14 protein-coding genes are annotated in these 14,395 nt (G+C 66.6%); 8 read left to right on the forward strand and 6 right to left on the reverse strand.

Features of this window, described 5'->3' with window-relative positions:
- Positions 1–73: 73 nt before the first annotated feature.
- Positions 74–1,336 carry an FAD-dependent oxidoreductase gene (locus JOE41_RS13660; protein WP_209752664.1) on the forward strand — a complete coding sequence of 421 codons (1,263 nt, stop codon included), beginning with the start codon at positions 74–76 and terminating at the stop codon, positions 1,334–1,336.
- Here JOE41_RS13660 and JOE41_RS13665 read toward each other — a convergent pair.
- From JOE41_RS13665 to acsA, 5 genes are read right to left on the reverse strand one after another with little or no spacing between them, the layout of a single operon-like run.
- Positions 1,315–1,557 carry an acyl carrier protein gene (locus tag JOE41_RS13665; protein WP_011690375.1) on the reverse strand — a complete coding sequence of 81 codons (243 nt, stop codon included), beginning with the start codon at positions 1,555–1,557 and terminating at the stop codon, positions 1,315–1,317. The genes JOE41_RS13660 and JOE41_RS13665 overlap by 22 nt on opposite strands.
- Entirely contained in the window at positions 1,554–2,990 is a 1,437-nt protein-coding gene (locus JOE41_RS13670) for a 2-oxo acid dehydrogenase subunit E2 (RefSeq protein WP_307800704.1), read from the reverse strand. The genes JOE41_RS13665 and JOE41_RS13670 overlap by 4 nt, the downstream gene beginning before the upstream one ends.
- On the reverse strand, positions 2,983–3,963 hold the full coding sequence (locus JOE41_RS13675; RefSeq protein WP_209752665.1) for an alpha-ketoacid dehydrogenase subunit beta: 981 nt from the start codon (positions 3,961–3,963) through the stop codon (positions 2,983–2,985). The genes JOE41_RS13670 and JOE41_RS13675 overlap by 8 nt, the downstream gene beginning before the upstream one ends.
- Complete coding sequence (pdhA, locus tag JOE41_RS13680; protein ID WP_209752666.1) at positions 3,960–4,961, reverse strand: pyruvate dehydrogenase (acetyl-transferring) E1 component subunit alpha; 1,002 nt, start codon at positions 4,959–4,961, stop codon at positions 3,960–3,962. Before pdhA ends, JOE41_RS13675 begins: the two co-directional genes overlap by 4 nt.
- On the reverse strand, positions 4,958–6,781 hold the full coding sequence (gene acsA, locus JOE41_RS13685) for an acetate--CoA ligase (RefSeq protein WP_209752667.1): 1,824 nt from the start codon (positions 6,779–6,781) through the stop codon (positions 4,958–4,960). The genes pdhA and acsA overlap by 4 nt, the downstream gene beginning before the upstream one ends.
- A 148-nt stretch (positions 6,782–6,929) precedes the next feature.
- Here acsA and pyrE point away from each other — a divergent pair, with 148 nt between their 5' ends.
- From pyrE to JOE41_RS13705, 4 genes are all read left to right on the forward strand, one after another.
- A complete protein-coding gene (gene pyrE / locus JOE41_RS13690; protein WP_011690380.1) occupies positions 6,930–7,514 on the forward strand; it encodes an orotate phosphoribosyltransferase in 585 nt (194 codons plus the stop codon).
- A 123-nt stretch (positions 7,515–7,637) separates the two neighbouring features.
- Positions 7,638–8,420: a GAF and ANTAR domain-containing protein gene (locus JOE41_RS13695; protein ID WP_011690381.1), complete on the forward strand. Its 783-nt coding sequence runs from the start codon at positions 7,638–7,640 to the stop codon at positions 8,418–8,420.
- Positions 8,421–8,571: 151 nt separating this feature from the next.
- Positions 8,572–9,165 (forward strand): hypothetical protein, encoded by a 594-nt coding sequence (locus JOE41_RS13700; protein WP_043429315.1) that lies wholly within the window; start codon positions 8,572–8,574, stop codon positions 9,163–9,165.
- Between the two features lie 50 nt (positions 9,166–9,215).
- Positions 9,216–10,259 (forward strand): thioesterase domain-containing protein, encoded by a 1,044-nt coding sequence (locus JOE41_RS13705; protein ID WP_209752668.1) that lies wholly within the window; start codon positions 9,216–9,218, stop codon positions 10,257–10,259.
- Between the two features lie 21 nt (positions 10,260–10,280).
- Here JOE41_RS13705 and JOE41_RS13710 read toward each other — a convergent pair whose 3' ends face one another.
- Entirely contained in the window at positions 10,281–11,111 is an 831-nt protein-coding gene (locus JOE41_RS13710; RefSeq protein WP_011690383.1) for an HAD-IIA family hydrolase, read from the reverse strand.
- A 278-nt stretch (positions 11,112–11,389) separates the two neighbouring features.
- Between JOE41_RS13710 and JOE41_RS13715 the strand changes: the two genes are divergently transcribed.
- The 3 genes from JOE41_RS13715 (at position 11,390) to fbaA (ending at position 14,394) form a co-directional block, all read left to right on the forward strand.
- Complete coding sequence (locus JOE41_RS13715; RefSeq protein WP_245200717.1) at positions 11,390–12,421, forward strand: hypothetical protein; 1,032 nt, start codon at positions 11,390–11,392, stop codon at positions 12,419–12,421.
- Between the two features lie 70 nt (positions 12,422–12,491).
- Positions 12,492–13,166 (forward strand): TrmH family RNA methyltransferase, encoded by a 675-nt coding sequence (locus JOE41_RS13720; protein WP_011690385.1) that lies wholly within the window; start codon positions 12,492–12,494, stop codon positions 13,164–13,166.
- A gap of 208 nt (positions 13,167–13,374) precedes the next feature.
- Positions 13,375–14,394 (forward strand): class II fructose-bisphosphate aldolase, encoded by a 1,020-nt coding sequence (gene fbaA, locus JOE41_RS13725; RefSeq protein ID WP_209752670.1) that lies wholly within the window; start codon positions 13,375–13,377, stop codon positions 14,392–14,394.
- Position 14,395: the final 1 nt, after the last annotated feature.

Genomic DNA, 14,395 nt, shown 5'->3' on the forward strand with positions numbered 1-14,395 from the left:
TCGGCAACAAGCGAAAGCCGTACGCGCAGCATTTTCGCGTGCGGCTTTCGTGCGTCCGGCGTAGCGTGGGTGCATGGAGCGAACGGGGTGCGCTGTTGTCGGGGGAGGGCCCGCGGGCATGATGCTGGGACTGCTGCTGGCCCGGGCCGGGGTGGAAGTCACGGTCCTCGAAAAACACGGGGACTTCCTCCGGGACTTCCGGGGCGACACCGTGCACGCCTCCACCATCAGGCTGATCGACGAGCTCGGGCTGGGCGACGGATTCCGCAGGCTCCCGCAGAGCAAACTGAACAACGTCGCCTTTCCCATCCCGGGCGTCGGACTGGTCACGCTGGGCGATTTCGCGACCCTGAAGCCCCCGTACAACTACATTGCGATGATGCCGCAGTGGGACTTCCTGAACTTCCTGGCCACCGAGGCCGCGAGCGAACCCACCTTCACGCTCCTGATGGAGCATGAAGCGACTTCGTTAATGTTCGACGGCGGCCGCGTCACCGGCGTCCGTTACCGGACGCGCGGAGGTTCCCGGGGCCAGGGTACTGAAGGGGCGCTGCACGCCGACCTTGTGGTGGCCACCGACGGACGCCATTCGGTGCTGCGCCGGGCCGCCGGCCTGCAGCCGAAGGATTATCCGGTTCCCTTCGACACCTGGTGGTTCAAGCTCCCGCGCCATGCTTCGGAGAAAGGCGCAGTGGCAGGCATCGTCCCGGCGTTCCGGGACCGCGAAGCCATGATCGCGCTGTTCCGCGACGACTACTACCAGATGGGGTACCTCGGCCCCAAGGGAGCGGATGCGCGGATCCGCTCCGAGGGCGTGGAGCGGTTCAGGGAGCGGGTTGCCTCATTGCGCCCGGACCTGGCCGACCGGGTGGACTCCATCCGTTCGCTCGATGACCTTCACTGGCTGGACGTCCGGCTGGATCGGCTGCGGCGCTGGTATGTGGACGGGATGCTGTGCATCGGCGACGCCGCCCATGCCATGTCCCCTGCGGGCGGGGTGGGCATCAACCTGGCCATCCAGGACGCCGTGGCGGCAGCTGCACTGCTGGCACCGGCCCTGATCAGGGGCAACGTGTCGGTCAAGGACCTCGCCGCGGTGGAACGGCGGCGCCGGATGCCCACCGTCATTATCCAGACCGTCCAGCGTGTCATGCACCGGGCGGTGTTCGTTCCGCTGTTCGCCGGACGAAGGACGGGTGCTCCGCCGGTCCTGCTGTTTTTTGTCCGGCACGCCCCGGTGGTGCGTCGGCTTTTGCCGCGCCTCATCGCCTTCGGACCCAGGCCGGAGCATGCGCCCGCTTTTGCCCGCCGCGCTCAGCCGCGGGCGGCGAGGTAATCGATCATGCCTTTGACGGTGGCCACTGCCGTGTAGTCACGTTCGGGAATGTCCACGCCGGTAGCCTCGTTGATGGATTCCACCAGCCTGAGGAAATCCAGCGAATCAAGTTCAAGGTCCTGCCGCAGCCGGGAGCCCTCGTCGAGGCCGTCAAAATCAACGTCCGGCGCAACCTGGCTGATGGCCGTCTGCACCGCCTGCCGTGCGTCCTGCTCGTTCATAGCTCCTCCGGTTTTTGCAGCAGTTCGTCGATGCGGGCCAGGAAGCGGCCGCCCCGGAGCCCGTCGCTGACCCGGTGGTCGGCGGACAGGGTGGCGGTCACAGCGGGCCGCACACCGAGCATCCCGTTGTGCGCCCAGGGCTGCTCCACCAGCTTGCCCAGGCCCACCATGGCCACCTGCGGCGGATAGATGACGCCGTAAACGGCCTCCACGCCGAGGTCGCCCAGATTCGTCACCGTGAGGGTGGGATCGGCCATTTCCGCGCGCTGCAGCCGCCCGGCCCGAGCCCGGCTGACCAAGTCCCGCAGCTGCTGCATCAGCACATCCACGGCCAGGGTGTCGGCGTCGTGGATGGCGGGCGCCACCAGTCCGCCGTGCCGCAGGGCCACCGCAACGCCGAGGTGCACGGAGCTGCTCGGCCGGAACACCCCGTCGGTGAAGAAGCCGTTGACTTCCGGAACCTCCCTGGCAGCCAGGGCCGTTGCCTTCAACAGCAGCGCCGAGGGGACCAGCCGCGAGGCCACCGGCCGCTGTTCGTTGACCTGCTGCATCCACGTGATGGCGGCGCGCAGGTCCAACGTGGTGCTGACGTAGTAGTGCGGGATGGACTTCTTGGACCGGGTCATGAGCGAGCCGATGGCGCGCCGCAGGCTGGACAAGCGGTCCTGCGCTTCCGACGGCGGCGCCTCCTTCGGGGGCAGCGCCTCCGCCCCGGGAACGGTGGCTTCTTCCGGTAGGGCCTCTTCTGCCGGAGCCGCGGCCGTGTGCCCGCTTACGGCACGCTGGACGTCAGCTTCGGTGACGGCGCCGTCGGGCCCCGTCCCGGGCACACCCCCGATGTCGACGCCGAGCTGGTCCGCGAGCCGCCGGGCCCGCGGCGAGGAGCGCACCCGGGCTCCGTGGGGCGCAGGTGCAGGGGTGGCTGCCGGAGCTGCCGGGCCGGCCGGACCGGGCCGGGCCGCTGCGGCGTGCTCCACATCGGCGCGGGTGACGGCGCCGTGCCTTCCCGTTCCGCGTATCCCTGCCGTATCCACCCCAAGCTGGTGCGCCAGGTGCCGGACCGGGGGAGGAACTTGCGCAGCGGCAGCGGCTGCCGGCTCCGCGGCAGCTGCCGCGACTGCTGCCTCTGCCGCTCCTGAAGCCGGCTTCGCGTGCGGACCCGCAGGCCGCCCTCCTGCCTGGCCAGCGCCGTCGTCGGGTGTCCGGGTGATCCGGGCCAGCGGAGTGCCGATGGGAACGGTGGTGCCCACATCCACCAGCAGTTCTGCCACCACGCCCTCTTCGAAGGACTCCACGTCCATCACCGTCTTGTCCGTGTCCACAACGGCCACCACATCGCCGCGGTGCACGTAGTCGCCCGGCTTGATGAGCCACTCCACCATCTTGCCGTGCTCCATGTCCGCACCAAGGGAGGGCATCTTGAAATCACCCACGCGCCCCTACCGCCTCCCGGGCAGCAGCGACGATGCGTTCCGTCGTAGGCAGCGCCGCCAGTTCCAAATGTTTGGCATAGGGCAGCGGCACTTCCGCGCTGCAGACGCGGCCCACGGGCGCGTCCAGGTCGAAGAAGGCATTTTCGGTGATCCGCGCACTCAGTTCGGCCGAGATGCTGCCGCTCCGCCAGCCTTCATCCACCACCACGGCGCGGTGGGTCTTGGCCACGCTCCCCAGGACGGCGGCGTCGTCGAGCGGGCGCAGTACCCGCAAATCCAGCACCTCGGCGTCGATGCCTTCACCTGCCAGTTGGGTGGCGGCGTCAAGCACCGCCGGCAACGTGCCGCCATAAGTGATGAGTGAAATGTCCGCACCGGGCCGGCGGATGGCAGCTGTGCTGATATCCACAGGGCCGGCGTCGTCGGCGAGGTCCCCGGCCACGTTGTACAGGGTGCCGTGCTCGAAGATCAACACCGGATCCGGGTCCTGGAGTGCGGTCCACAGCATCCCGCGGGCGTCCTCCAGGGTTGCGGGGGTCAGGATACGTAGGCCCGGAATGTGCGCCAACCACCCTTCCAGGCTGTGCGAGTGCTGGGCACCCAGTTGCCGGCCGGCGCCGGTGGTCATCCGGATGACCAGCGGCACGTTGAACTGCCCGCCGGACATGTGCAGCAGCGTGGCGGCATTGTTCACCAGCTGGTCCAGCGCCAGCAGGCTGAAATTGACGGTCATGATCTCCACAATGGGACGCATCCCGCCCAGTGCCGCCCCGATGCCTGCGCCCACGAAGCCGGCTTCGGACAATGGGGTGTCCCGGATCCGTTCAGGACCGAATTCCTCGAACAAGCCAAGGCTCACGGCGAAACACCCGCCGTACGCACCAACATCCTCACCCATGAGGAATACCCGTTCATCGCGCTGGATGGCGTCCCGGATGGCTGCGCGCATGGCCTCGCGGTAGGTGGTCTTCATTCCGGGCTCCGCTCGCTGTAGACGAACCGGGTCAGGTCTTCCAGCGGCTCCGGGGTGCCGGCCTCGGCGAACTCCACCGCGGCATCCACTTCGGTGTCAACGTCCTGCTGAATGGATTTCCAGTCCTTTGCCGACAACTGTCCGGCAGCTTCCAAAGCGGTCCGCAGCGTGTCGATGGGATCGCGCTCCATCCAGCGGGAGACCTCCGCCTTGTCGCGGTACCGTTCGGGATCGAACATGGAGTGCGCCCTGAAACGGTAGGTTCGCAGCTCAAGGAAGTGCGGTCCGCCGCCCGCCCGGACAGCGTCCACTGCGCGCCGGGCCGCCTCCTCGACGGCGAGCACATCCATCCCGTCCGCGGACCATGAGGCGATCTCGTAGCCGGCGGCTTTGAGGGCAATATCGGTCTGCGATTCGGAACGGGCAAGCGCGGTGCCCATGGCGTACAGGTTGTTTTCGCAGCAGAACAGTACGGGCAGCTGCCAGAGCGCGGCGAGGTTCAGGCTCTCGTGGAATGCGCCCTCGGCCACGGCGCCTTCGCCGAAGAAGCAGACGGTCACCCGGGAGCGTCCGGACATTTTGTCGGCGAGGGCCAGGCCCACGGCCAGCGGCAGTCCGCCCGCCACGATGGCGTTGCCGCCGTAGAAGCGGGTGCCGGCGTCGAACAGGTGCATCGAGCCGCCGCGGCCGCGGCAGCAGCCTTCCACGTGGCCGTACATTTCGGCCAGGATGGCTCCTGCGGGCACGCCGCGCAGCAACGCGTGGCCGTGTTCCCGGTACGTTGCCACCACGGCGTCGTCCGGAGCCAGGGTGCTCATAACACCTGCGGCCACCGCTTCCTCGCCGATATAAACGTGCAGGAATCCGCGGATCTTGGCGGCGCTGTAGAGCTCCACGCACTGCTCCTCGAGCCGCCGCACCCGCAGCATCTGGCGGAGCAGGTGGCGGGCATGGTCGGAGTCCGCGTTTCCCGTGCCGCGCGCTGAGGTGCCGGTCATACGGGCGCTCCGGGGTAGCGGCCGGGAGGTGACTCGATGGTTGAGGTGTCACCCTCCGGGAGGCCGAGTTCGCGGGCCTTCAGGAGCCGCCGGAGGATCTTGCCGCTCCGGGTCTTCGGCAGGGCGTCGGTGAAGTCCAGCAGCCGGGGAGCCACCGCGGGACCCAGCCGTTTGCGGGCGAAGCCGATGATGTCCAGCTTGAGTGACTCCGAGGGCTGCCACCCGGTGCGGAGTTCCACGAAGGCCTTGACCACTTCGCCGGCAACGGGATCCGGGACGCCGATCACCCCTGCCTCGGCCACCGCTTCGTGCTCCATCAGCGAGCTCTCCACCTCGAACGGGCCGATCAGGTGGCCCGAGGACTTGATGACGTCGTCGCCCCGGCCGACGAACCAGAAGTACCCGTCGGCGTCCATCCTGGCGAGGTCTCCGGTGAGGTACCAGCCGCCGGCAAAGCATCGCCGGTACCGCTCGTCTTCGTGGAGGTAGCCGCGGAACATCGAAGGCCAGCCCGGACGGAGGGCCAGTTCGCCTACCCCCTCCGGTTCGGTCACGAGGACGGCCTCGCCGTTCAGGATCACCGCTTTGCCGTCCGGGTCCCGGGCCACAATCGCGGCCTCAACGCCGGGAAGGGGCCGGCCCATGGAACCGGGCCGGATCTCCATGGCGGGGTAGTTCGAAATCATGATGCCGCCGGTTTCGGTCTGCCACCAGTTGTCATGGACGGGCTGGCCGAAGGCTTCCTGGCCCCACACCACCACTTCGGGGTTGAGCGGCTCGCCCACGCTGGCCACAAAACGCAGGGCGGACAGATCGTGCCCTGCTGCGTGCCCGGCACCGGCCTTCATCAGCATGCGCAGTGCGGTGGGTGCGGTGTACCAGACGGTGACGTGCTGCTCCGCGAGGATCCGGTACCACCTTTCCGCGTCCATCTCCTCTTCGTCCACAATGGTGGTCACGCCGTGGGTGAGGGGAGCGATCACGCCGTAGGAGGTGCCGGTGACCCAGCCGGGATCGGCCGTGCACCAGTAGACGTCGTCCGCGTGCAGGTCCAGCGCGAAGAAGCCAGTGGCGTGGTGCGCCGTGACGGCGTCGTGCACATGAATGGCGCCTTTGGGGGTGCCGGTGGTGCCGCTGGTGAAGTGCAGCAGGGCCATTTCTTCGGCGCGGGTCGGGACGGTTTCGCGCGGCTGCGCGTCCCGCATCAGTTCGGCCAGATCCAAGGTTCCGGGGTCCGGCCGGCCCTCGGCGTCAATGAGCAGCACGAATTCCAGGCTCGGCAGTTCGTCACGTATCTGGGCAACCTTCCGCCGGTACAGCGCCCGTGTGGTGACCAGGGCGCGGCCGGATCCCAGATGGAGCCGCTGACGGACGGGCTCCGGGCCGAAGGCGGAAAACAGGGGGCAGAACACGCTGGCATTCTTGAGCGTTCCCAACACGGCGACATACAGCTCCGGGCTGCGGCCCATAAGCGAAAAGACCCGTTCGCCGCGGCCGATACCCAGCCGGTGCAGGACGCCGGCAAACCGTCCAGTCTGTTCCGCCAGCTCTGCGTAGCTCAGGGACCGGGCGGTACCGTCGGAGCGGATGAAACGCAGCGCTTCGTGGCCTGCCCGTTCTCCCGCGGCGTGGCGGTCCACCGCCTCGTACGCAATGTTGACGCCGCCGTCGGGCAGTCCGGCCAGCGCGTGCCGCTCCTCATCCCAGGAGAATGCCGCGCGGCTGGCATCGTAGTCCACCATATTCGGGCGGACGGCGAGGCCGCTGATGTCCTTGGGGATTGCGGGCCAGCGGGTCGATGGAGCGGTTCCGGCCGTCATGATTCAATCGGACTCCTCGCCGGGAAAGCTGCATAGAGTAGAAAGTCCCGTGGGCTTTACCCTGCGGTCCTAGCCCCGTTCCGGAGTCCGCCCCCCGGCACCGCGGATGCGGGCCGTCACAAACCGCGGAGCCACTAAACTGGACCCCATGACTGCCTCCAGCGCCCCTGCAGCAGATGCTGCCGCCGCCCGTGCCCGCCTGCTTGAACTCATCAAAGAACTCGCCGTGGTCCGCGGCAAGGTGATCCTGTCCAGCGGAGCCGAGGCCGACTACTACATTGATCTCCGCCGCATCACGCTGCACCACGAGGCGTCCAAGCTGGTAGGCCAGGTCATGCTCTCGCTAATCGACGAGGCCGGCATCGACTTTGAGTGCGCCGGCGGGCTCACCATGGGAGCCGATCCCGTGGGCACCGCCGTGATGCACGCCGCCGGGGACGCCGGGCGCAGCGTCGACGCGTTCGTTGTCCGCAAGGCGCAGAAATCCTACGGCATGGGCCGACAAGTGGAAGGGCCCTCGGTGGAGGGCCGCAAAGTCCTGGTGCTTGAGGACACGTCCACCACCGGCGGCTCCGCGCTGACCGCCGTCGAGGGTGTCCGCAAGGCCGGCGGCAACGTTGTGGCTGTCGCCGTGATCGTGGACCGCGACACCGGTGCGAAGGAAAAGATCGAGGCCGAGACCGGTGTTCCCTACCTGTTCGCCTTCGGTAAGGATGAACTCGGCCTGAGCTAGGGGTATGGCGGCAGCGTATCGGCACGATTCAGCCGGAAGCTAATTCGGCTTGGATGGCCGCAAGGCGTGACCCTACAATTTGTGTAGCTCAATTACAAGTCACGCACCTGGAGAGAACGCGCCATGCTCCCGTCCAACCCAGTACCCACCACCGTGGACCAGATCCAGAACCTCATTCTGGAGAGTGCCGATTTCGAGGACTTCCTCAACGAATTGGCGCGCTTTTCCGCGCACCAGATGGCGGGCGACGGCGATGACGCACTCTGCGGCATCACATTGCTCCGGGACCGCAAGGCTGCCACCATCGGCTGGAGCAGCGATTCGGCGCGCGAGGTGGACGAGATCCAGTACAGGCTTTCGCAGGGACCCTGCCTGACTGCAGCGCAGGAGGAACGCGAGGTTCACGTCCCGGATCTCTTCGAAGAGGACCGGTGGGGTCCCGACTACGCCAACGCCGTCGCCTCCCACGGGCTGCGGTCGGTGCTGTCGCTGCCCTTCACCCTGCAGGGCGATGCGAAGGCTGCCCTGAACCTCTACTCCGATGTTCCGCGGAAGTTTGATGAAAGGGCGGCGGCGCGAGCCCGGGAGTACACCCGGGAAATCTCGCAGGCCCTCCGCCTGGCCGTCAGGTTCTCGCTGCACACGGACAGTGCCACGAACCTCCGTGCCACGCTGGAATCAAGGACCACCATCGACATCGCCATAGGCATTGTCATGGCGCAGAACCGCTGCAGCCAGGAGGCGGCGGTGCAGATCCTGACTGACGCGTCCAGCAACAGCAACGTCAAGCTGCGGGACATCGCCAAGTCGCTGGTGGATTCCGTGGGAGGAGCGGGCACGCGGACCCACTTCGAGGAGCCCGGCCAGGGCCAGGACCGCGGACAGGGCCGAAGCCAGGCCGGGTAGAAGGGCCTGCAAAGCAGGGCCTGGAAACAGGGCCGAACAGTCGCACGGGCAGCGTCCCTGCCCTGAACTTCGGGCTTGTGGTGCCGCCCGGCGGAGGATACGCTGTCCAAGGTTGAGCCGTCGGCCATAGACACCCTTTTTTGGAGTACCTATGGACCGCAAACTTCACGCCCTCGTTAAACTGGACGTCGTCGCCGACGTTGTTCGGATCGAAGTCCGGGGCAGCCTCAACCAGGAATCCCGACCCGCCCTGGTGCATGTTATCCGGCGCATCCGCCGCATGGGCATCACTGCCCACATCCGGGTGGATCTCTCCCAGGCCGCATTCGTTGAATCGCCCGCGTTGGTGGGGCTCCGCAACGACCTCAACGCGATCGACGGCGTGGCCCCCGACGGCGACGGCTCCGGCGCCTCAGGCGTTTCGCTCGAATTCATGCCGCGGCCGGACTCCTTGGCCCTTGACGCCGGACCCGGTTCGAAAACCTTGGAAATCACCGGCGAATTCGCGGCCTCCATCGACCCTTCGGGATGCGGACCCCTGGCCCAGTATTCCGACGACGAGCTCCTGGCAGCCAGCGACTCCGTCTTCGGTCTCCTGGACGATCCCGCCGCGATTTCCGGTACGGAGCTGCTGGCGCAGTACGACGCGATCGGGATGGAGCTTTCACGGCGGGAAAGCGCCGTAGCCGGCCGGAACAACTCAACGGACGAACTGGCGGCGCGTCCGGCCGAGCCCGTGATCTAGCTGGTTTCGCGGGTTTCATATACGGGTTCCGCTGTGGCTACGGTAGAGGTGTGCCGCGTGTCCAGGACCCATCACAGCCTGAGGGCGGCCCCGGATCAGCCGAGGGCCGCCTCCTCAAGCATGCCGCCGAACTCAAGCGCTTTTCCCGGCGCAATTTCCTGATGGGGACGGGCGCGGCGTCGCTGCTGGCCGCGGATATGTTCTTCACCAGGTACGTCCAGGCGGAACGCCGTACCAACAAAATCTTGACTGTTGGCGATGATTTTGCCGAGAGCTACTACCCGCACTCAAGCTGGATCCTGTTTCCAGGTTATAAAACCAGCTGGGAGGAAGCACAGTGGATCCTCAACTCCCTGCGCGGAGCCCTGCGCCAGCGCGGCCAGCTTGCCGCCGTCGGCTATTCCAACGAGGGGCTGGACATTGACCAGATTGTGATCGCGGTCATTGAATACGTCCGCGCCAAAAAGCTGACCAGCCTGTACTTCTACGGCCACAGCTTCGGCGGCATGGTGGCCACCCAGGTCGCTGCCCGCCTGCGCGAACTGCACGGCGTGGAGGTTGAATTCATCCTCTTGGACTCCAGCCCGTACAGCAAGTTCGACGTCCTGGACCAAAGCTGGTTCGAAGGCGTAGTGGTTCTCTACGAGGGCGGCTTCCGGGTTCCCACTGTGCTCCGCGGCGGGTATGAGCTGGGCGAGCGCATCGTGCACAAGGACGAACGGTCCTGGCGGCAGGTGCTGGACCAAAGCCTGGAGCAGTTGTCGCCGATTGCCCCGTCCAGCGTGCTGATCCAGTCCGAATCCGCCTACATCTACCACTTTGACGCCACCCGGTTCGCCGGCATGCTGGGCGGGACCAGGATGGCCTTCATCGGTAACCCCCGTGATGGCACCGTGAACTACGAGACGGCCCGCCAGTCGTGGGCACAGACGTTTGCCGCCAACATGGTGTCCAATGACCGCCGCACCGAGGACGCACTGCCCGCGCATGCCAGCCCGCAGTGGAACCCGTTCGTCTACCGGCCCATCATCGAGGAACTGCAGGATGAGATCTTCCCGCTGCCTTCCGGCGGGCACAGGATGACCGCATTCTGAGCCGGCCCGCCAGGTCCGGGCCTAGATCTGGCTCTTGAGGTCTGCCACCGAGTTCAGGATCTGGTTGGGCCGGAACGGGTAGGCGGCAATGTCGTCCTTGTGGGTGATTCCGCTGAGGACCAGCACCGTGTGCAGCCCGGCCTCCATGCCGGCGATGATGTCGGTGTCCATCCGGTCGCCGATCATGGCGGTGGTCTCGGAATGGGCGTCGATCTGGTTCATGGCCGAACGGAACATCATGGGGTTCGGCTTGCCCACAATGTAGGGCTCACGGCCGGTGGCTTTGGTAATCAGCGCCGCGATGGCTCCGGTGGCGGGCATGGGGCCGTCCTTGGACGGGCCGGTGGCATCCGGGTTGGTGGCGATGAAGCGGGCGCCTGCCAGGATTAGCCGGATGGCCATCGTGATGGCCTCGAAGGAGTAGGTGCGTGTCTCGCCAAGCACCACAAAGTCCGGGTTCTGGTCGGTGAGGATGAAGCCGGCCTCGTGCAGCGCCGTCGTAAGCCCTGCCTCGCCGATAGTGTAGGCGCGGTTCCCGGAATCCGAGCCGCGCACCTGGTCCTTCAGGAACTGGGCGGTGGCCAGGGCCGAAGTCCAGATGTTCTCCTCGGGGATCTCCAGGCCGGAGGAACGCAGGCGCGCGGCCAGGTCGCGGGGCGTGAAGATGGAGTTGTTGGTGAGCACCAGGAAACGCTTGGAGGTGTCCACCCAGCGCTGGATCAGTTCAGCGGCGCCTGGGATCGGCTGGTTTTCGTGGACCAGGACGCCGTCCATGTCAGTCAGCCAGCATTCGATTTCCTGGCCGCTTCGGTAAACCGCTGCTGATGAACGTACTTCGTCTGACTCTGCCATGCTGATCCTCCAACGCTGATGTGCCGGTTCCGGCTCCCAGTCTGTCATTTTTCGGACGGCGGAACATCCGGTGGCCGGGAATGACGGACAAGCCGCGGCGTTCCGGGACGGTGCCGTTCCGTTAGGCTCGTAGCTGGCACCAGGTGCCAGCGGCCACGGATTGGGGGATATCCGCGGCGGTTTGTTGTGCCGGCATGCGCCGGCGGATCCCCGCCGCCGGACATCAGCAGGCATCCAGGGAACCGCAGGATGCCCGCAAGCACCTGAAAGGGCCCACCATGAGCAACAACTACAGTGCACCGCCGCCCGGAGAAAACCGGGCCGGAGATACTGAGAGGTACCCTGAGGTGCCCCGCCCGCCGCAGGGCCGGCAGGCTCGTCCTTACCCGCCGCAGCAGTTCCAGCAGCACCCATACGCGGCCCAGCCCCACACGGCCCAGCCCCAGCGCAACAACAAGAACCTGATCATTGTGCTGGCCGCCGTTGCCGCCGCCGTCATCGTTGCGCTGGTTGCCGTTTTCGTCTGGGTCATTCCGGCGTTCAGCAAGCCGCAGGCGGAAGGGAATCCTGCGCCTGCGGCAACGTCATCCGAAGCCGCGTCATCGGAGGCGGCCGGGGAGAGCCCTGCCCCCGAGGAATCCGCGGCGCCGTCGGCTGATCCCGGCTCGGACGGCATGCCCGCCGGGGCCTTCCCGCTTCCGGCAGGGTGGGCTGAACTGCAGGGTCCCGCCAAGATTCCGGCCGACGACGACCCGCTGTACAACCGGTTTGTCACCGGGGAATCCTCGTTCTCCTACCTGTCCGCCTGGAGCAGCGACGACACGTTCGGGATCACCAAGGATCCGTCCACCGGCGCCCCCATGCAGCAGGTCGCCAAGGGCACCGAAGAGCGTGACGGTGACGGCATTTCCACGGCCTTCGCCTTCTTCGCAGAGGCGGAGGAAGGCAAGTACGGCAAGGAACCCGCGAAGGTCCAGGCAGCGATCAAGGACATCGAGGCAAAGCTCAAGGCCATCCCCGCCGCTGAACTGCCGCAGCATCTCGTCGGCCACAAGTGCGCCGGCGGCTTTGAGGCGTCGACGCCGGAAATCCGGGAGTTCCGCCGTGCGGCCGCTGTCGTGGTCGGCTTCACGTGCACCAATGCCGGGGGCGACGCCATCCGGGCCGTCAACCTGTTTACCGTGACACCGTGGGGCACGCCGCAGATGGTTGGCGTCAGCGGACACGAAAGCTACTGGAGCGCCAACCCGGAGGCCCTGGAAAAGATCGGCAACTCGTACCGGGCGAACCGCTGGAAGCTGGACGGCTAGCCGGTCCGGTGTCCGTCCCGGCCGGGGCACTGCGGCCACCGGCCGGGTTGGACGCCGCTAAAGTTGAGGGGTGACTGACCACCCCCAGACCCCAGCCCTGCCCGTTCCTCCACCCGGGGAGGAACCGGAACCCAAGGCGGAGGTCGGCGTCGGGCCCTGGGAAGGCGAGTTTCCCGAGGGTGAGCACTGGGACCCGGACCTCCTGGCCGACGGGGACCGCCGGAACGTGGTGGACAAGTACCGCTACTGGAAGCACGAGGCCATCGTGGCGGACCTCGACTCCAAGCGCCACGACTTCCACATCGCCATCGAAAACTGGCAGCACGACCTCAACATCGGCACCGTCGTGCGCACCGCCAACGCCTTCCTCGCCAAGGAAGTGCACATCATTGGGCGACGCCGGTGGAACCGCCGCGGAGCCATGGTCACCGACCGCTACCAGCACGTCCGCCACCACCCCACGGTTGAGGACTTTGTGGCGTGGGCGCAGGGGGAGGGGCTGGCCATCATCGGCATCGACATCTTCCCCGATTCCGTGCCCCTGGAAACCTACGACCTCCCGAAAAACTGCGTCCTGGTGTTCGGCCAGGAAGGCCCGGGCCTGACTCCGGAAGTCCACGAGGCGGCCGTGGACACCCTGTCGATCGAACAGTTCGGCTCCACCCGGTCCATCAACGCGGCGTCCGCTGCGGCCATCGCCATGCACGCCTGGATCCGCCGCCACGTGTTCAGCCAGCACGTCTAAAACCCCGCCGAGTTGGCACTTCGCGGCAATGCCGGCGAGGCAAGGACTGCCGCGTACTGCCACTTCGGGCGCGCGCAGCGCAAAGTGTTACCCGGCCAGTGACCCGAAACACTGCCCCCGCGCAGAAATGGCTAGGATGGGTGCTAGCCGACGAGGTTCACTCCAGGGTCAACACAACCCGTAGACGAAATTCACTTTAGGAGTCAGCATGCCCATTGCAACCCCAGAGATCTACTCCGAGATGATCGACCGCGCAAAGGCGGGCGGCTTTGCTTTCCCGGCAGTCAACGTCACGTCCTCGCAGACGCTGAACGCGGCCCTGCGCGGCTTCGCCGAGGCAGAGTCCGACGGCATCGTCCAGGTTTCCACCGGCGGCGCAGCCTACTGGTCAGGCGCCTCGACCAAGGACATGGTTGCCGGCTCCCTGGGCTTCGCGGCATTCGCCCGCGAAGTAGCCAAGAACTACGGCGTCAACATCGCGCTGCACACGGACCACTGCCCCAAGGACAAGCTGGACGGCTTTGTCCTGCCGCTGCTGGCCGCTTCGGAGGCCGAGGTTAAGGCCGGACGCAACCCGATCTTCAACTCGCACATGTGGGACGGCTCCGCCGAGACCCTGCAGGAAAACCTGCGCATCGCCCGTGAACTCCTGGAGCGCACCGCCGCTGCCAAGATGATCCTCGAGGTCGAGATCGGCACGGTCGGCGGCGAAGAAGACGGCGTCGAAAACGAGATCAACGAGAAGCTCTACACCACGGTGGAAGACGCCCTGGCCACCATCGAGGCCCTCGGCGCCGGCGAGAACGGCCGCTACATCACCGCCCTGACCTTCGGCAACGTGCACGGCGTGTACAAGCCCGGCGGCGTGAAGCTGCGCCCGGAGATCCTCAAGGACATCCAGGCCCAGGTCGGCGCAAAGATCGGCAAGGAAAGCCCGTTCGACCTGGTCTTCCACGGCGGCTCCGGCTCTTCGGACCAGGAAATCGCGGACGCCGTTTCCTACGGCACCATCAAGATGAACATCGACACCGACACCCAGTACGCCTACACGCGTCCCGTGGCGGACCACATGTTCAAGAACTACGACGGCGTGCTGAAGGTTGACGGCGAGGTAGGCAACAAGAAGACCTACGACCCGCGCGTCTGGGGCGCCTCCGCTGAAGCCGGACTGGCTGCCCGCGTGGTTGAGGCCACCAAGCAGCTCGGCTCGGCCGGAAAGACCTTCTAAT

It is taken from the genome of Arthrobacter sp. PvP103, from assembly GCF_017833075.1.
GTDB lineage: Bacteria > Actinomycetota > Actinomycetes > Actinomycetales > Micrococcaceae > Arthrobacter.